16 protein-coding genes are annotated in these 16,442 nt (G+C 76.2%); 8 read left to right on the forward strand and 8 right to left on the reverse strand.

Going from position 1 to position 16,442, the window contains the following annotated elements:
* Positions 1 to 5: 5 nt before the first annotated feature.
* From C7Y72_RS10720 to C7Y72_RS10730, 3 genes are read right to left on the reverse strand one after another with little or no spacing between them, the layout of a single operon-like run.
* Complete coding sequence (locus C7Y72_RS10720; RefSeq protein WP_107568727.1) at positions 6 to 1,301, reverse strand: MFS transporter; 1,296 nt, start codon at positions 1,299 to 1,301, stop codon at positions 6 to 8.
* On the reverse strand, positions 1,298 to 2,512 hold the full coding sequence (locus C7Y72_RS10725) for an MmgE/PrpD family protein (protein ID WP_107568728.1): 1,215 nt from the start codon (positions 2,510 to 2,512) through the stop codon (positions 1,298 to 1,300). The genes C7Y72_RS10720 and C7Y72_RS10725 overlap by 4 nt, the downstream gene beginning before the upstream one ends.
* Complete coding sequence (locus C7Y72_RS10730) at positions 2,509 to 3,096, reverse strand: TetR/AcrR family transcriptional regulator (RefSeq protein WP_107568729.1); 588 nt, start codon at positions 3,094 to 3,096, stop codon at positions 2,509 to 2,511. Before C7Y72_RS10730 ends, C7Y72_RS10725 begins: the two co-directional genes overlap by 4 nt.
* 72 nt (positions 3,097 to 3,168) lie before the next feature.
* Here C7Y72_RS10730 and C7Y72_RS10735 point away from each other — a divergent pair, with 72 nt between their 5' ends.
* From C7Y72_RS10735 to C7Y72_RS10745, 3 genes are read left to right on the forward strand one after another with little or no spacing between them, the layout of a single operon-like run.
* A complete protein-coding gene (locus tag C7Y72_RS10735; protein ID WP_107568730.1) occupies positions 3,169 to 4,086 on the forward strand; it encodes an oxidoreductase in 918 nt (305 codons plus the stop codon).
* A gap of 39 nt (positions 4,087 to 4,125) precedes the next feature.
* Complete coding sequence (locus tag C7Y72_RS10740; RefSeq protein ID WP_107568731.1) at positions 4,126 to 6,279, forward strand: alkaline phosphatase family protein; 2,154 nt, start codon at positions 4,126 to 4,128, stop codon at positions 6,277 to 6,279.
* The gene (locus tag C7Y72_RS10745) at positions 6,276 to 7,484 is read left to right on the forward strand and encodes a YibE/F family protein (RefSeq protein ID WP_146175333.1); all 1,209 of its coding nucleotides are present in this window, start codon (positions 6,276 to 6,278) and stop codon (positions 7,482 to 7,484) included. Before C7Y72_RS10740 ends, C7Y72_RS10745 begins: the two co-directional genes overlap by 4 nt.
* Before the next feature lie 3 nt (positions 7,485 to 7,487).
* Here the strand turns inward: C7Y72_RS10745 and C7Y72_RS10750 are convergent, their stop codons facing one another.
* A complete protein-coding gene (locus tag C7Y72_RS10750; protein ID WP_107568732.1) occupies positions 7,488 to 7,676 on the reverse strand; it encodes a hypothetical protein in 189 nt (62 codons plus the stop codon).
* A gap of 134 nt (positions 7,677 to 7,810) precedes the next feature.
* On the opposite strand from C7Y72_RS10750, the gene C7Y72_RS23260 reads away from it, so the two are divergent.
* A complete protein-coding gene (locus tag C7Y72_RS23260; protein WP_154734485.1) occupies positions 7,811 to 7,984 on the forward strand; it encodes a hypothetical protein in 174 nt (57 codons plus the stop codon).
* 66 nt (positions 7,985 to 8,050) lie between these two features.
* Here C7Y72_RS23260 and C7Y72_RS10755 read toward each other — a convergent pair whose 3' ends face one another.
* The gene (locus C7Y72_RS10755) at positions 8,051 to 8,785 is read right to left on the reverse strand and encodes a hypothetical protein (protein WP_107568733.1); all 735 of its coding nucleotides are present in this window, start codon (positions 8,783 to 8,785) and stop codon (positions 8,051 to 8,053) included.
* A 76-nt stretch (positions 8,786 to 8,861) separates the two neighbouring features.
* Positions 8,862 to 9,737 carry an aldose 1-epimerase gene (locus C7Y72_RS10760; RefSeq protein ID WP_107568734.1) on the reverse strand — a complete coding sequence of 292 codons (876 nt, stop codon included), beginning with the start codon at positions 9,735 to 9,737 and terminating at the stop codon, positions 8,862 to 8,864.
* Between the two features lie 57 nt (positions 9,738 to 9,794).
* Between C7Y72_RS10760 and C7Y72_RS10765 the strand changes: the two genes are divergently transcribed.
* From C7Y72_RS10765 to C7Y72_RS10775, 3 genes are read left to right on the forward strand one after another with little or no spacing between them, the layout of a single operon-like run.
* Complete coding sequence (locus tag C7Y72_RS10765; protein ID WP_107568735.1) at positions 9,795 to 10,187, forward strand: nuclear transport factor 2-like protein; 393 nt, start codon at positions 9,795 to 9,797, stop codon at positions 10,185 to 10,187.
* Positions 10,184 to 12,214 carry a SpoIIE family protein phosphatase gene (locus C7Y72_RS10770; RefSeq protein WP_107568736.1) on the forward strand — a complete coding sequence of 677 codons (2,031 nt, stop codon included), beginning with the start codon at positions 10,184 to 10,186 and terminating at the stop codon, positions 12,212 to 12,214. The genes C7Y72_RS10765 and C7Y72_RS10770 overlap by 4 nt, the downstream gene beginning before the upstream one ends.
* A 59-nt stretch (positions 12,215 to 12,273) precedes the next feature.
* Positions 12,274 to 12,468: a hypothetical protein gene (locus C7Y72_RS10775; RefSeq protein ID WP_107568737.1), complete on the forward strand. Its 195-nt coding sequence runs from the start codon at positions 12,274 to 12,276 to the stop codon at positions 12,466 to 12,468.
* Between the two features lie 6 nt (positions 12,469 to 12,474).
* Here the strand turns inward: C7Y72_RS10775 and C7Y72_RS10780 are convergent, their stop codons facing one another.
* Positions 12,475 to 13,806 (reverse strand): calcium-binding protein, encoded by a 1,332-nt coding sequence (locus tag C7Y72_RS10780; protein ID WP_158276796.1) that lies wholly within the window; start codon positions 13,804 to 13,806, stop codon positions 12,475 to 12,477.
* A gap of 249 nt (positions 13,807 to 14,055) precedes the next feature.
* Here C7Y72_RS10780 and C7Y72_RS10785 point away from each other — a divergent pair, with 249 nt between their 5' ends.
* Positions 14,056 to 15,201, forward strand: a complete 1,146-nt coding sequence (locus tag C7Y72_RS10785) for a fatty acid desaturase family protein (RefSeq protein ID WP_107568739.1) — start codon at positions 14,056 to 14,058, stop codon at positions 15,199 to 15,201.
* Between the two features lie 12 nt (positions 15,202 to 15,213).
* Here C7Y72_RS10785 and C7Y72_RS10790 read toward each other — a convergent pair whose 3' ends face one another.
* Positions 15,214 to 16,416, reverse strand: a complete 1,203-nt coding sequence (locus C7Y72_RS10790) for an amidohydrolase family protein (RefSeq protein WP_107568740.1) — start codon at positions 16,414 to 16,416, stop codon at positions 15,214 to 15,216.
* Positions 16,417 to 16,442: the final 26 nt, after the last annotated feature.

A 16,442-nucleotide genomic window follows, 5' to 3' on the forward strand; every position in this document is an offset into this window, starting at 1 on the left:
CGCCGTCAGACCGCGGCCCGCGTGACCGTGGGCCCGCGCGCGACGAGCAGCGCCGGCAGCAGGCACAGCGCCAGCACGCCGCCGAGCAGCGCCAGGCCGACGTAGTCGGTGGCGGCGACGACGAAGCCGCTGCCCATCCCGCCCGTCGCCCCGGCGAGCGCGACCCCGAGATCGACCCGGCCCTGCGTCCGCGCGCGTTCCGCGAGCGGCACCGCATCGGTCACCAGCGCCGTGCCCGCGACGAGCCCGAGGTTCCATCCCAGGCCCAGCAGCACCAGCGCGACCGCGAGGATCCCGACCGAGTCCGCCGGGGCGAGCGCCGCGACGCCCCCGGCGAGCACGAGCGTCCCCGACCCCGCGGCGAGCACCGGCCGGCGCCCGACCCGGTCGACGAGCTGGCCGGTGAGGGGGGAGGGGAGGAACATCGCCGCGACGTGCAGCGAGATGACGAAGCCCGCCGCGCCGACCCCGTGGCCGTGGTCGCGCATGTGGACCGGCGTCATCGTCATCACCGCGACCATCACGAGCTGCGTGACGATCATGCCCGCCGCGGCGAGGCGCAGGGTCGCAGTCGCCTCCTGCGCCTGCGCGTCGGCGGCCCGCGCGGCGGCGGCGTCGGTCGCGGTCGGCGCTGCGGCCGTCGGCGGCGCGGCGGGCTCCTCGGCCGCCCAGGCGCGGGCGGTCAGCAGCGGGTCGGGACGCAGCAGCACGGCGACGGCCACGGCGGCGAGCGCGTACGCGCTGCCCGCCAGCAGGAACGGGCCCGCGAGCTCCCGGATGCCGAGCTCGCGGGCGAGGCTGCCGGTCGGCTCGACGAGGTTCGGTCCGATCACGGCGCCGAGCGTCGTCGCGACGAGCACCGTGCTCACCGCGCGGCCGCGCCGCTCGGGGTCGGCGAGGTCGGCCCCGGCGTAGCGGGCCTGGAGGTTCGTCGCGGACCCGGACCCGTAGAGCACGAGCGCGACGAACAGCAGCGGCACGTGGTCGATCGCCGCCGCGACCACCACGCCCGCGGCGCCGACCGCACCGACCGCGTAGCCGGCGGCGAGACCGGGCCGCCGACCGGACCGGTCCGACAGCCGCGCGACGAGCAGCGCGGCGGCCGCCGCACCCCCGGTCAGCAGCGCGGCGGGGACCCCGGCGGCACTCGTGGTCCCGAGCATGTCCTCCGCCAGCAGCGCCCCGACGGTGATCCCGGCGGCGAGGCCCGCCCCCGCCAGGACCTGGGCGAGCAGCAGCACCCGCAGCACGCGCCGCTGGACCGCGCCGCGGGCCCCCGCGTCGGCGTGCGCCCCGCTCACGACGGGACCGGGGCGGCGGCGCCGCGGGGGCCCGCGCCCGCCTGCGCCGCGGCGTCGAGCACGACCGCGAGCACGTCCGTCGCCGGGCGTGCGGGGTCGTCGAGCAGGCCGTCCAGCCGCGCGCCGGTCAGCGCCCGGACCTTCTCGCCCAGCTGCTCGCCGCTCATCGGCTGCTGCGGCGAGCCGAGCGCCGCCTCCACGCGCGCGACCTCGATCTCCCCGCTCGCGGTCTCGTGCACGAGCACCGCCTCGGACTGCAGCAGCGTCTCGTCGGTGACGACGCGCACCCGCCGGGCGTCCGCGCGCACGCCGCCGTCGACGACCGCGAAGTCCTCGAGCCGCGCGGGCGCGCGGCCGTGGCGCAGCGCGAACGCCGTGCAGTACGGGATGGAGAACTTCGCCGCCAGGCCGTCGGTGACGTCGTCGAGCGCCGCCGCCCGGCGCGACACCGGGTGCACGACGATCGTCACGGTCCGCAGCCGCGGGCCCGCGAGCGTCACCCCGCGGCCCGCCGCCTCGACCGCGCACTCGATCGCCCCGTGGGTCTGCAGGCAGCACGGGTACGCCTTGATCCACAGCTCGTCGAAGGCGCTGGGCCGCTCGCTCTCGGCGGTGCTCGCGAAGGTCGCGCCGAACGCCTCCTCGAAGCCCGCGGCGCCGCGCTCGACCGCGCTCGCGCCGACCGTCGCGCCCGCGGCGGCGAGCTGCGCGGCGCGGACCCCGTCGGCGGCGGCGAGCCCGACCTGCAGCGCCTTGCCGTCGCTGCCGAACGCGGCCCGCAGCCCGCCCGCGCGCAGCAGCGCCAGGGCGCCGGCGGCGCGCGCGTCGGCGCCCAGCAGGGCCGCGGCCGCGACGGCGGCGCCGAGCACGCCGCCGACCGCGGTGGGGTGCCAGCCGCCGTCGTAGAGCGCCGGGTGCGACGCCGCGGTCAGCGCGGCCATCGCCTCGACCCCGGCGGCGTACGCGTCGAGCAGCGCGCCGACCGGCGCGTCCTGCTGTGCGGCGAGCGCCAGCGCGGCGGGGGCGACGGCGGCGCTCAGGTGCGCGAGGCCGGGCCCGTAGGTGTCGTCGAAGTCCAGGACGTGCCCGGCGGTGCCGAGCACGGTGACGTCGTCCGCGGTCGCGGCTGCGGCGCGGACGGCGCGGCTGTCGGTCCCGGCGACCGCGCAGGCCAGCCAGTCCCGGAAGGCGTCGGCGACGGCGACGGTCATCGCGGCCGCAGCCCGGTCAGCGCGCCGCGCAGCGCGGTGGCGACGGTGGCGTCGAGGTCGTCGGTCTCCAGCATCCCGGCCCCGGCGAGCGACGCGAGCCCGTGCAGGAGCGGGAACAGCACGGCGACCGCGTCGTCGACCGCGCCCGCGAGCTCCCCGTCGACCCGGCCCTCGGCGAGCAGCTCGAGCATCACCGCGAACGCCTGCTCGGCGGCCTCGTGCAGCGGGCCGTCGGGGTCGAGCTTCTTCGCCGCGAACATCAGCTCGAGCAGCGCGGCGTCGCGCACGGCGAACCCGACGTACGCCTGGGCGACCCGCTCCAGCCGCGCCGCGTAGGGGCCGCGGCCGTCGCCGGCGGCCGCCTCGAGCGTCGTGCGGAGGCGCTCGAAGCCGCGCTGGGCGAGGCCGTCGAGCAGCGCCTGCCGGTCGGGGAAGTGGCGGCGCGGGGCGGCGTGGCTGACCCCGGCGTCACGGGCGACCTCGCGCAGCGACAGCGCGGCGACCCCGCGGTCGCGCACCGTGTCGAGCGCGCGGTCGAGCAGCTCCTCGCGGAGGTTGCCGTGGTGGTAGGGGCGGGTCGCCACGCCGGGCAGTTTACCGCGCGGAGCCCTGAAGTTGTCATTGACACCATTGTTTGCAGTGGCTACATTGGCGGCATGTCCACCTCCTCCTGGCTCTCCGCCAATCTCCCCGACCAGTCCGGCCGCACCATCGTCGTCACCGGCGCCAGCAGCGGCATCGGCGCCACCGCCGCCCGCCACCTCGCCGCCGCCGGCGCGCACGTCGTCCTCGCCGTCCGCGACGTCGCCAAGGGGCAGGCCGTCGCCGACACCCTCCCCGGCTCGACCGAGGTCCGCCGGCTCGACCTCGCCGACCTCGCCTCCGTCCGCGCGTTCGCCGAGGGCTTCGGGGACGGCGACACGATCGACGTCCTCGTCAACAACGCCGGCGTCATGGCGCTGCCCGAGCAGCGCACCGCCGACGGCTTCGAGATGCAGATCGGCACCAACCACCTCGGGCACTTCGCGCTGACGAACCTGCTGCTGTCGCGCGTGACCGCCCGCGTCGTCTCCGTCGCCTCCTCCGCCCACCGCGCCGGGCGCATCCGCCTCGACGACCTCAACTGGGAGGAGCCGGGCAGCTACGACCGCTGGCGCGCCTACGGCCAGTCGAAGCTCGCCAACCTGCTCTTCACCAGCGAGCTGCAGCGCCGCCTCGCCGCCGCGGGCTCGCCCGTCATCGCGACGGCCGCGCACCCCGGCTACAGCGCGACCCACCTGCAGGGCCACACCGGCAGCCGCCTGCAGGGCGCGCTGATGGCGATCGGCAACCGCATCGTCGCCCAGGACGACGCCGCCGGCGCCCTGCCCACCGTGCACGCCGCCGTCGCCGACATCCCCGGCGACAGCTACGTCGGCCCCAACGGCCCGTTCGAGCTGCGCGGCACGCCGAAGCTCGTCGGCCGCACCGACGCCGCCAAGGACGCCGACGTCGCCGCGCGCCTGTGGACGCTGTCGGAGGAGCTGACCGGCGTGCGCTGGCCGCTGGACGCGGCGTCCCGGATCACGGTGTGATCACCACCTGAGCCTGCCGGGGCGGGATACTCCCGTCCCGTGGCCCGTCTCCTGCTCCCGCTCCTGGCCGTCCTGGCCCTCGTGGCACTCGCCGTCGGCGTGCCGCCGGACCGCTCCGGCCCGCGCAGCGCCGACGCGCAGGGCCAGGGCCCGCAGGACGACGCGACCCGCCCGCTCGTCTACGTCTTCTCCTTCGACGCCACCGACGGCGACCGCGCGATCGACCAGGGCCGCGCCCCGTTCCTCGCCTCGATGGTCCGCGGCGAGGAGGGCGCCCGCTCGACCTACTACCGCGACTCGCGCGGGATCATGGTCTCGGAGACGAACCCCAACCACACCGCCATGGCCACCGGCGCCTACGGCGAGCGGTCCGGCATCCCCGGCAACACGTTCGCCGTCTACGACGAGGCCGCGCGCCGGACCTGCCCGGCGGAGGGCGGCGACCCGAACGGCCCGATGGTCACCAGCGGCGAGGCGTCCACCTGCCTGCTGGCCGAGACGTTCTTCGCGGCGCTCAAGCGCCAGGCGCCCGACGTCGTCACCGCCGGGATCTTCGGCAAGCCCAAGCTCGGCCGGATCTTCTCGACCCGCACCGTCGACCCGCAGGCCTACGACGCCGACCACCTGTGGGCGCCCTGCGAGGGCTCATCCGACGATCCCCCGTACTGCCGCAGCGTCGCCGTCGACCCGGTGCAGCGCTACACCAACGACGTCGTCGTCATGGACGAGGTCCTGCGCACCGTCCGCGAGGGCGTCCCCGCCGACGGCGCCACGCGCCGCCCGAACCTCACGTTCGTGAACTTCCCCACGATCGACCAGCTCGGCCACTTCACCGGCGCGGGCCCCGTGTACGAGACCGCGATCGGCAACGCCGACCAGCAGCTGCGCCGCTTCGTCGCCCAGCAGAAGCAGCTCGGCCTGTGGGACCGCACGACGATCTTCGTCGTCTCCGACCACTCGATGGACACGACCACGAAGCTCGCGCCCAACGCGATCGCCTCGTCGTTCGGCGCCGACGCCGACGCCGTCGAGATCGTCCTCAACGGCAGCGTCAACATGGTCTACCTCAAGGACCGCAACCGGCCCGACCGCGACGCGCTGCTCGCCCGCCTGCGCGCCGCCGCCCTGACCAACCCGCGCGTCGACGAGGCGCTGTACCGGCTGCCCAACGCCGCCGACGGGGACACCCGCCACACCCTCGACGGCGTCCACCCGGGCTGGAAGATCGCCGGCGAGCGGACCGGTGACCTGCTCGTCACCGCCAAGCCCACCGAGAAGTTCGGGGACGGGATCCCGGGCGGCATCAACCCGCTCAGCGGCAACCACGGCGCGCCGCAGACGCTCGACCACATGTTCGCGATCGTCGGCGGCGACCCGCGCATCCGCCAGCAGGCGATCGCCTCCGAGAAGGTCGACCCCGTCCGCTTCAGCGACACGGTCGAGAACCCCGGGTCCTCCGAGCAGGTCGACGTCGCCCCGACCGTCATGGCCCTGTTCGGCAGCCGCCCGCCCGCGCAGGCGCAGGGCCGCGTGCTCGACGAGGCGTTCTCGTCGCTGCCGCGCGTCGCCGGCTCGTGCACGGTGCCGACCGCGCTGCGCGGCTTCGCCGTCCTGCCCGACGGGCGCGGCGTCCGCGTCACGCTGCCGCGCACCGCCGGGACCACCTTCGCGGTCGACGTGTTCCGCCAGTCCGCGGGCCGTCGCGCGATCGCCAACGCCCCCGCGGCCCGCTTCCGGCGCAGCGCGAGCTTCCGCTGGGACGGGCGCGGCGCGCTCGACGGCTCCTACCTCGTGCGCGTGCGCGCGCTGCGCGGGACGACGACGGTCGACACCCGGCGGATCGCGCTCGTGCGCCGCGCCGGGCGGTTCGTCGGCGCCGCCGCCCCGGAGGCGCCGCGCTCGTGCGGCACGATCGCCAAGGCGAAGCTCGACCGCACCGCGTTCGGCGGGACGCGCGGCACCGCCCTGCGGGTGAGCCTGCGCCTCAACCGCGACGCGCGCGTGCGCGTCGAGCTGCGCGACGCACGCGACCGGGTCGTGCGCACGCTCGGCGACCGCACCCGCCGGGCCGGCGCCACGCAGCGCCTGACGGTCCGCGCCGCCGGGCTGCGCCCCGGGACCTACCTGGTCCGGATCCGGGCGACCGCCGGCGGGCGCACCGTCACGCGCAATCTCGGCGCGACCCGCCTGTGATCGCCCGCCTGCGGCGCGCGCTCGACGCGCGCGCCGAGGCGCTGCGCGCGCTGTGGGCGATCCCGGCCGGCCGGCTCGCGCTCACCGCCGTCGGGGTGATCGCCGCCGCCACCGCCCTCGGGCTGTTCGTCCTGTGGCCCGGTGACGGCGCGGTCGCGGGCTCGAGCCCCGGGGCGGACGCGCGCGGCGCGGAGGTGGTGGCGGTCGGCACCGACGGCTGCCGTCCGGAGCTCGGCCCGGGCTGCCGCACGCTGCGCATCGAGCTCGACGGGCGCGCGAGCACCGCGACGTTCGCGGGCGACGCGCTGACCCCGCTGCCCGAGCCGGGCGCGCGGATCCGCGTCGTGCCCGCCGTGCCCGTCGGGGCGGGGGAGGGGGCGACGCCGCCCTGGGTGTTCCTCGACTACGACCGGCGCGCGCCGCTGCTGCTGCTGTCGCTGCTGTTCGCCGTCGTGATCGTCGTGCTCGCGCGCCGCCGCGGGCTGCTCGCGCTGATCGGCCTGGGGGCGAGCCTCGCGCTGCTCGCGACCTTCGTCGTCCCCGCGATCCTCGACGGGCGGCCGCCGATCGCGGTCGCGCTCGTCGGGGCGCTGGCGATCCTGCTCGTCACGCTCGCGCTCGCCCACGGCGCCAGCTCGATGACGCTCGCGGCGATCATCGGCTCGGCCTGCACGCTGGTGCTGACCGCGCTGCTCGCGACGCTCGCGGTCGACGCCGTGCAGCTCACCGGCCTGGTCTCCGAGCAGGCGTTCGTGCTGCGCGTCGCCTCCGACGGGGAGATCGAGCCGCAGGGGCTGCTGCTCGCCGGCATGGTCATCGGCGCGCTGGGCGTGCTCGACGACGTCACCGTCAGCCAGGCGTCCGTCGTCGCCGCGTTGCGCCGGGCCGCCCCGTCGATGCCCGCGCGCACCCTCTACGCGGAGGCGCTGCGCGTCGGCCGCGACCACCTCGCCGCGACGGTCAACACGCTCGCGCTGGCCTACGCGGGGGCGGCGCTGCCGATCCTGCTCGTGTTCTCCACGGTCGGCACGAGCCTCGGCGACGCGGTGAACCGCGAGATCGTGGCCCAGGAGGTCACGGCGCTGCTCGTCGGCTCGATCGGGCTGGCGTGCGCCGTGCCGCTGACGACCGCGGTCGCGGTCGCGCTCGCACGGCGCGTGCCGACCGAGCTGCTGGGCGACGCCCACGCAGGGCACGCCCACTGACGGTCAGCTGCGGCGCCCCCGGCGCTTCTTCTCGCCCTCGGGACGCGGCTCGGGCTTGGGGTACTTCGCCCGCTCCTCGGGGGTCATCTGACGGACGGTGAGGGAGCCGCTCTCGATCTGCGCCTCCATCTCCTCGAGCTTCTTGGCCCGGGCGTCCGCCTGTCGCTGCTGCTGGGGGCTGAGCTTCGTCATGATCCGCACAATCCTAGCGTGTCGCCGCGGTGACCCCGAACCGCTTTTCGGCGCGTCGGGCGGCCACCAGGGGTCTTGAGGTGGGTGGACGGACGTCCGATGCACCGTTCACCACTTCTGACGATCAACGGGACATGCCCCCCGAAGAGCCGTTCCCCCTCACCCCCGACGAGGAGCTCGCCGCCGACCGGCTGCTCGTCGAGCTGCTCGCCGAGCGCCTCAACACCGTCGACCTCGGAGCCGGTACGGCGGCCCGCGACGACGCACCGGCGCACGAGCTGCGGCCTCCGGCCGCGGCCGCCGGCTGACGACGCACGGCGGCGCCGCGCCGGACCGCCTGGGGGCAGGCAGGTCCGGCGTGGCGCCGCACGGCGTCAGAGCCCGGCGGGATGGCGGCTCGTGAAGCCGCCGCGCCGCCCGATGACCGGGCGCCAGCGGACGCCCTTGCGCCCGCCGCGGTCCCCGACCGCGCTCGTGTCCAGGCGCAGCCCGGCGACCTCGAGGTACACGTGCCCGCGGTTGGCGTGCACCGACACCCAGCGGCCCGCGCCCCGGCTGCCCCAGCGCGCCAGCGACCCGCTCACCAGCGGCGCGCGCAGCAGCCCGGTGCGGATCAGCGCGTAGCTCACCGCGCCGCTGCAGTCGTAGCCGCGGTCCTTCAGCTTCGCGTGGCCGCCGCCCCACTTGTACGGCTTGCCGACGATCTCGTTGGCCGCGGCGATCAGCTGCCGCACGCGCTTCGGGGCGCCGCGCGGGATCGCCGCCTTCCCGTCCCGGCGCACGTACGCGACCGTCCCGGGGATGGTCTTCGTCGTCGGCACGGGGATCGTCGGCAGCAGCGGCTCGGGCTCGACCTCCGGCTCGTCGTCGACCGGCAGGTCGCCGTCGGTGACGCCGGGCAGCGGCAGGTCGTCCAGGCCCGTCCCCGGGTCGCTCTGCGGGGGCGTCACGTCCTGGACGGGCGCGTCGGGGTCGTCCTCCTCCCACCACGGGATCTCCTCGCTGCCCGGATCGTCGGGCACGTGCCGCTGCGCGGAGGCGACGGCGGCCGGACCGAGCAGGCCGAGCAGGAGAACGGCGACGAGCAGCGCGGTTGCGCGAGAGAGCATGAGGAGGTCCTCGGCACGAGGCGCCCGTGGCTGGAGTCGCGGTCCAGGCGGCCTGGACGCGTTCTTCGCCCGCGCTTCAGGAGATCGAGCGCACCGCGACCGAGAAGGTGGCGGTGTACCGCTCGCCGGGCGCCGCGTGCTGCAGCCCGACGCCGCTGACGAGCGCGTTCGTCGGCGCGGTCATCGGCTCCCAGGCGAGGAAGTCCTCGCCGCGGGGGGCCCACAGGTGGCCGATCGGGTAGCCGTCCGCCGCCGCGAACCGCACCCGCAGCTCGCGGCCGCCACCGCGCAGCACGACGTCCCCGTCCCAGCCGTCGTACTCGGCGTCCAGGTCTCGTTCGTCCAGCGCGCCCGGCGCGATCACGACCGTCTGACGCCGCCCGTCGGGGATCCCGCGGTCGTCCAGCACGAGCTCCCGGCTGACCGGCAGCGTCACCTGCAAGCCGTCCCGGCGCACGCCGGGCAGCGTGAACAGCGGGTGCCAGCCGAACGCCACCGGCACCGGCGCGTCCCCCGTCGCGGTCAGCACGGTGATCACCTCGAGGCCGGTGCCGCGCAGCTCGACCGTCACCTCGAGCTCGTGCGGGAACGGGAACACCGCCAGCAGCGCCTCGTCCGCGGTGACGGCGGCACGCAGCCGGTGCTCGCTGCGCTCCCGCACCGTCCACTCCCGGCCGACGAGCACGCCACCGCCGTCCTTGGGCAGCCCGACGTCCCCGCCCTTGACGGTCGCCGCGTCGAGCCTCACGTCCCCGTAGCGCAGCCCGTCGAGCCGGTTGGCCCACGGGGCCAGGAGCGGGATCCCGAACGCCGACCCCTTCGCCAGGTACGCGTCGAGGCCGCCGCGCTGGCCGAGCAGCTCGCCGCCCCGGTGGCGCAGCGAGGCGCCGACCATCCCGTGCTCCGGCAGCCAGGTGGTCTCGAGGTCGCCGCAGCGCAGGGTGACGGGCACGCCGCGAGTCTTGCGTACGCGCGCGCAGATCGACAACCCCGGTAGCCTCGATGCAGCATGGGTTGGAGAGCCGACCTCACGCGCGACCTGTTCCGCGTCTACGAGACCGAGGGCGCGTCCGCCTTCTTCGACCGGGTCCCGGAGGACGTCGTGTGGACGCCGATGGTCCCCGGCCGCAGCTTCGTCGGCCGCGAGTTCATGGAGTTCCTCCAGGAGGAGGGCCGCCGCGGCGAGGCCCGCGAGCACCAGGTCCTCGAGATCGACGAGCTCGGCGAGCACCACGTGCTCGTCAGCGGCGCCCTGCAGGTCCGCTCCCGCGACCTGCACGTCGACGTCCAGCCCTGCTGGCTGTTCCGCTTCGCCGATCGCCGGCTGCGCGCCATGACCTCCTACCCGACGCGCGGCGCGGCGCTCGCGGCGTTCGACGCCCTCCCGCCCCAGGAGCGATGAGCACGCGGGAGCGGTTCGGCGTCCTCGCCGAGCTCACGACGATCTTCACCTGGTCGGGCACGGCCGACGGGCACCTCGAGTTCTGCAACGAGGCGTGGCTCGCGTTCCGTGGACGCACGCTCGAGCAGGAGCTCGGCCTCGGCTGGATGGAGGGCGTGCACCCCGACGAGGTGCAGCGCGTGCGGGCGCTCGCGCTCGAGGCCTACCGGCGCGAGCTGCCGTTCGACCACGAGTACCGGATCCTCGACGCGACCGGCCGCTACCGCTGGATCCTCGACCGCGGCGAGCCCCGCCGGGATGCCGACGGCACCGTCATCGGCTACCACGGCACCGCGCTGTCGATCGACGACCGGGTCCGCGCCGAGCAGGCCACCTCGATCCTCTCCGAGGTCGGGCGCCTCGCCGCCGCCGCCGAGCACCCCACCGACGCGCTCGAGGAGATCGCCCGCGCGACGATCCCGTGGCTCGGCGACGTCTGCGTCATCGACCTGCTCGACGGGGAGGGCGGCCTGGACCGTGCCGTGCTCGCGCACCGCGACCCCGAGCGCGAGAAGGTCGCCCGGCGCCTGGCCGGCCCGCAGCAGCACTCGCCGCTGTTCGACGTGCTGCGCGACGGGCAGGCCGTCCTGCTGCGCCACGACGCCGAGACGTTCGCCGACGCGGGCGCCCCCGAGGACCGGGAGTCCCGGCTGGGCTTCGCGCTGCGCAGCAGCATCGTCGCTCCGATCAGCGCGCGCGGTCATGACCACGGGGTGATGACGTTCGGCTCCCACGAGCCCGACTTCCACGAGGGCACCGACGACCTCGCGCTCGCCGAGGAGGTCGCGCGCCGCGTCGCGCTGGCGCTCGACCACGCCGCCTCGCTGCAGGCCGCGGTCGCGGCGCGGGAGACGGGGGAGGCCACCCGCGTGGACCTCCAGACCGCCCTGGACCGCGCGAGCCTGCTCGCCGACATCAGCGGCGTCCTGGAGTCCTCGCTGACGCTCGACCCGACGCTCGACCACGTCGCCGAGCTCGTCGCGGGCCGGCTCGCCGACGCGGTCGCCATCGACGTCGTCGACCTCGCCGGGCGCACCGCCCGGCGCGGGGCGGCGTCCGTGCTCCCGCACCTGCTCGACCCCGCCCGCGAGGCGGCCCGCGACGGCCGGCGGCTGCTGACGCTGCCGCTCGCCCGCTCCGAGCGCGCGCTCGGGGCCATGACGTTCGTCTGGCGGCCCGGCCGCGGGCCGCGCAGCGGCGACCTCGCCCTGCTCGACGAGATCGCGCGCCGCGTCGCGCTGGCCGTCGACGCCGCGCTGCTGTTCGCCGACCGCGCCCAGGCCGCCCGCACGCTCCAGGAGTCGCTGCTGCCCGAGCGGCTGCCGCGGATCCCCGACGTCGCGCTCGCGGTCCGCTACCTGCCCGCCGCCGGCGGCGAGGTCAGCGGCGACTTCTACGACGTGTTCGCGCTGCCGGACGGCACCTGGCTGCTCGTCGTCGGCGACGTCTGCGGCAAGGGCGTCGAGGCGGCCGCGCTGACCGCCCAGGCCCGCTACACCGTGCGGGCGCTCGCCCCCTGGCTGATCGACCCGGCGGCGGTGCTGATCGGCCTCAACGCGTCGCTGCGCCAGCAGCGCGACGACGACCGCTTCGTCACGCTCGCGATCCTGCGCCTGGACCCGCGTGACGGGACGCTCACCCACTCGACCGCGGGGCATCCCTCCCCGTTCGTGCTGCGCGCCGACGGCGTGGAGGTGCTCGAGCACACGGGGCCGGTCGTGGGCGTGCTCGACGAGATCGAGCCCGAGCAGGGCCGCACGACGCTCGCTCCCGGGGACGTCGTCGCGATCTTCACCGACGGGATCACCGAGGCCAGCCGCTCCGCGGTCCGCGGCAGCGCCGGGCTCGCCCAGGACGTGCTGTCCGCCCGCCCCGGCGGGCCGCACGGGGTCACCCGGGCGCTCGAGGAGATCGCCCGTCTCGCCGCGGCGGGCGCGCCGCGCGACGACGTCGCGATCCTCGCGGCCGCGCTCGACCCGCGCCGCTGACCGGGCCGGGCGCACGACCGGTCGAGGCGGCGGGCGCCGTGGCGTAGCCTCCGTGGACCATGGCCAACATCACCCGTCGCCAGCGCGAGAAGCGCGCTTACCAGCTGACGCTCGCCTCGGGCGGCTTCAGCCTCGCCTCCGTCGTGCTGTTCGTCACCTCGCTCGTCGGCGTGACGGGCTTCGGGCTGTTCGTGCTCGCGCTCGTCGGCGCCGCGCTGTCGGTGCTCGCGCTGCGCCGCACGATGGGCAGCTGAGCCGCCCTACTTGCGGCGCAGGACCTTCTTGCGCGACCGCGCGGTGATCTCGCAGTTGCGCACGCGGTCGGTCGAGTCGACGTAGGCCTTGTCGCGGCCCGGGCCGCAGTCGATCACGTCGGCGCCGCCGCCCATCGCCACGACGATGTCGTCGCCGCGGCCGCCGTAGATGCGGTCCCCGTGGATGCCGCCGTTGAGCCGGTCGCGCCCGTCGCCGCCACGGAGGATGTCGTGCCCGCGTCCGCCCTCGAGCAGGTCGTCGCCCGGGCCGCCGTCGAGGCGGTCGTTGCCGGTGCGCCCGTAGAGGAGGTCGTCCCCGAGGCCGCCGAGCAGCAGGTCGTTGCCCGGCTCGCCCTCGAGGTGGTCGTTGCCGCCGAGCCCCTCGAGGACGTCGTCGCCGCCGCCGCCCAGCAGCAGGTCGGCGCTCGGCAGCAGATCGGTCTCGCGGTCGGTGCCGATGATGTGGTCGCGGTTCGGGCCGCCGGGGAGGATGTTCTGCGTCAGCCCGCCCGACAGCGACCCGGAGCTGCCGGCCTGCGGGCCGCCCGTGTCGAAGCCCGCGTTGCGGGGGCCGAACAGCAGCGGGTCGGTCGGCAGGTCGACCCGCGCCGGGTGGAAGACCGTCTCGCAGTCGACGAGCTCCGCGCGCGACCCGGCCTGCAGCGTCACGCGGTCGGCTCCCGGGCCGCAGTCGATCCGCAGCGCGTCGGTGGCGAGGATCTCGTCGTCGCCCGTCCCGCCGAGGACGACGTCGCCCTCCCCGGAGGCGAAGAGGTGGTCGTCGCCGTCCCCGCCGTCGACGAGGTCCGGGGCGCTGCCGCCGTCCAGCCGGTCGGCGCCCGGGCCGCCGTAGAGCTTGTCGGCGCCGCGCCCGCCGCGCAGGACGTCGTCGCCCTCGCCCCCGAGGATCAGCGGGTCGTCGCCGCGGTGGCCGTCGATGTAGTCGTCGCCCGGGCCGCCGTCCAGGAGCTTGTCGTTGCCCTGGCCCTGCTCGACCACGAAGTCGTCCCCGAAGCCCGCCCGCAGGACGTCGTCCCCGTCGCCGCCGTCGAGGATGTCGTTGCCGTGGCCGCCCTCGACGCGGTCGTTTCCGGACCCGCCGTTGAGCCGGTCGGCACCGGAGCTGCCCGACAGCCGGTCGTTGCCGGAGTCCCCGTAGAGCTCGTCGTCGCCGCGCAGGCCGAACAGCCGGTCGTCGTTGAAGCCGCCCGCGAGCACGTCCGCGAGGTCGGTCCCGTAGAGGAGATCGGGCCGCTCGGAGCCGGCCGAGACGCGGCCGCCGAGCGCCGGTCCGCCGAGCGCGAGGGCGGGCGCGAGCAGGGCCAGCACGGCCAGCACGACCGCCGTCCCTGACGCCCCTCTCGAGAACCCCCGACCCACGGGGCGCATGCTCCCACAGCGGAGCGGCCAGGTGAAGCGGTTCTCGTGCGGGATGTCGGGCATCGGTCGCTCACCGCTGCAACGCGGGAGCGCGCCAGAACCGGCGGCAATCCGCGCCAACCGTCGCGGAGGGGGTCCGACGGTCGGGGGAGACCGGGGGTCAGCCCCAGCGCGCGCGGGCGTCCTCGTCGCTAGCGTCCGGCCGCGATGCGCCACCTGAGCCCTGAGGACCTCGACCAGATCGCCCGCGAGCTCGACGCCATCGGCGATGCCGTCCGCGCCGATCTCGGCACGCGCGACGCGACCTACATCCGCCGCGTCGTCGCCACCCAGCGCGGCCTCGAGGTCGCCGGCCGCGCGCTCGTGCTCGGGGCCCGCTGGCGGCCCGCCGCGGTCGCCGGGGCCGCCGTCCTGGCCGTCGCCAAGGCGCTGGAGAACATGGAGATCGGCCACAACGTGATGCACGGCCAGTACGACTTCATGAACGACCCGGCGATCCACTCGACCACCTGGGAGTGGGACGCCGCCTCGACCGCGGAGTCGTGGAAGCACAGCCACAACTTCCAGCACCACACGTACACGAACGTCCTGGGCAAGGACCGCGACCTCGGCTACAGCGCGATGCGCGTCGATCCCGAGCAGCCGTGGCACCCGGTCTACCTGCTCCAGCCGCTGTACGGCATCGGCATGGCGCTGACCTTCCAGTGGGGCATCGCCCTGTACGACATGGAGCTCGACGCCGTCCGCGACGGGCGCAAGACGCGCGAGCGCGCCCGCGAGGAGATCCGCGCGTTCGTGCGCAAGGCCGCCGCGCAGGTCGCCAAGGACTACGTCGTCTTCCCCGCGCTCGCCGGCCGTCGCGGGTTCCGGCGCGCGGTCGCCGCCAACCTCGCCGCCAACGCGGCCCGCAACGTGTGGGTCCACACGATCGTGTTCATGGGGCACATCCCCGAGCCCGCCTCGACGTTCACGTTCACCGAGGAGGAGTTCGAGACCGAGTCGCGCGGCGGCTGGTACGTGCGGCAGCTGCTGGGCTCCTGCAACCTCGAGGGCAGCCCGCTCTTCCACGTGATGACCGGCAACCTCTCCCACCAGATCGAGCACCACCTGTTCCCGGACATCCCCGCGTCCCGCTACGCGTCGATGGCCCCCCAGGTCCGCGCGGTCTGCGAGCGCTGGGGGCTGCCGTACCACTCGGGGCGGCTCGGGCCGCAGTACCGGTCGGTCGGGAAGAAGATCCTGCGCCTGTCGTTCCCCGGGGGCGGCGGCGTCGCGGCCCGGTCGGGGCAGCCGCGTCCCGGCACCACGCCGGACGGCGCGGCCCCCGCGCCGCGCGAGCCCGCCCTGGCGTAGCCCGCGACGCGGTCAGGCCCCGGCGCGCGGCGTGCCGGCGACGATGCCCGCCGCGAGCAGCGCGGCGATCCCGGGCGCGTGGCCCGGCAGGTGCGGGCGGGCCTGCTCGCCGATCGGCGCGGGCGTCGACCCGGCGGCGGCGATCCGCTCCTGCGCGCGCTCGCACAGGGCGTCGACGAGCGCGAGGACCGGGTCCCCGGTGTCGGTGGCGCACGCCAGCCGCGCGAGCGACAGCGGCTCCTCGACCGGGCCGCCGTGGAACGAGCCCAGCGACGCGATCCCCAGGTAGGAGATCGCGCGCCGCGACGCGAGCCGGGCGATCAGCGGCCGATCGTCGGCGAGGACCGCCTCGCCCGGCGCCGGCCCGAGGTCCAGCGGCGGCTCGCCGTCGAGGACCCGCTGCAGCTGCGCGCCCGCCATCGCGGCGACCACGTCCGGGCCGTGCCCGGCCTGCACGGCGCAGCGCATCAGCGCCAGCGACGCGAACACGCCACCGCCGTAGGGCATGTCGGACGCGTAGTGGATCTGCCCGGGCGGGATCGTCGCGTACATCTGCAGCATGTCGTCGACCTGCCACCAGGAGGTGTCGAAGCAGAGGTTCGGCAGCCGCGACGCGGGCTCGGCGACGAGCCCGAGGTCGGACACGCCCGTGTGGGCGAGGATCAGCCGCACGTTCGGGTGGCGCTCCGCCAGCGCCACGGCCGACGGGCCGAGCGCCGGGATCCCGCGGCCCGCGTGGAACAGCAGGATCGGATCGCGGCCGCTGCGCACGCCCCATTCGCCGAGCAGGTCGCCGAGCGCGTCGACCGTCGGGTGCGGCAGGCCGAAGGCGTCCGAGCGCGGGTGGAGCTTCACGCCCACCGCGCCCGCCTCCAGCCCGGCGCGGGCCTCCTCGACGGCGTCCGGGTGGCCGGGGTCGACGCGGACGAGCGTGCGCAGCCGGCCGCCGGAGGCCGCGGCGTCCGCGCGGACCGCGGCGTTGAACGCCGCGTACCCGTCCGGCTCGTGCGTGGGGAAGACGACGGCGCCCGCGTGCCCGGCACGGTCCAGGCCGGCCAGCACCTCCTCGCGCGTGCAGGTGACGCCGTCCGGGTCGTTCTGGCCGATGTGCGTGTGCGCGTCCAGCCACACCGTGCCCTCCGGCACGCTCGCGGCCAGCGTCCGCGCGTGCAGCTCGAGGAGGTCGTCGTCCTGCGGGGCGCCGGGGATGAGCATCGCCCGGACGCTACCGGGCGCCCGGT

Source organism: Paraconexibacter algicola (assembly GCF_003044185.1).
GTDB classification, from domain to species: Bacteria; Actinomycetota; Thermoleophilia; order Solirubrobacterales; family Solirubrobacteraceae; genus Paraconexibacter; species Paraconexibacter algicola.

Bases quoted from the DNA above. Each gene is read 5' to 3' on its own strand.
- C7Y72_RS10775 (WP_107568737.1), top strand. From the start codon at position 12,274: ATGGCCAACATCACCCGTCGCCAGCGCGAGAAGCGCGCTTACCAGCTG.
- C7Y72_RS10785 (WP_107568739.1), top strand. From the start codon at position 14,056: ATGCGCCACCTGAGCCCTGAGGACCTCGACCAGATCGCCCGCGAGCTC.
- C7Y72_RS10750 (WP_107568732.1), bottom strand. From the start codon at position 7,676: ATGACGAAGCTCAGCCCCCAGCAGCAGCGACAGGCGGACGCCCGGGCC.
- C7Y72_RS23260 (WP_154734485.1), top strand. From the start codon at position 7,811: ATGCCCCCCGAAGAGCCGTTCCCCCTCACCCCCGACGAGGAGCTCGCC.
- C7Y72_RS10765 (WP_107568735.1), top strand. From the start codon at position 9,795: ATGGGTTGGAGAGCCGACCTCACGCGCGACCTGTTCCGCGTCTACGAG.
- C7Y72_RS10725 (WP_107568728.1), bottom strand. From the start codon at position 2,512: ATGACCGTCGCCGTCGCCGACGCCTTCCGGGACTGGCTGGCCTGCGCG.
- C7Y72_RS10735 (WP_107568730.1), top strand. From the start codon at position 3,169: ATGTCCACCTCCTCCTGGCTCTCCGCCAATCTCCCCGACCAGTCCGGC.
- C7Y72_RS10770 (WP_107568736.1), top strand. From the start codon at position 10,184: ATGAGCACGCGGGAGCGGTTCGGCGTCCTCGCCGAGCTCACGACGATC.
- C7Y72_RS10790 (WP_107568740.1), bottom strand. From the start codon at position 16,416: ATGCTCATCCCCGGCGCCCCGCAGGACGACGACCTCCTCGAGCTGCAC.
- C7Y72_RS10755 (WP_107568733.1), bottom strand. From the start codon at position 8,785: ATGCTCTCTCGCGCAACCGCGCTGCTCGTCGCCGTTCTCCTGCTCGGC.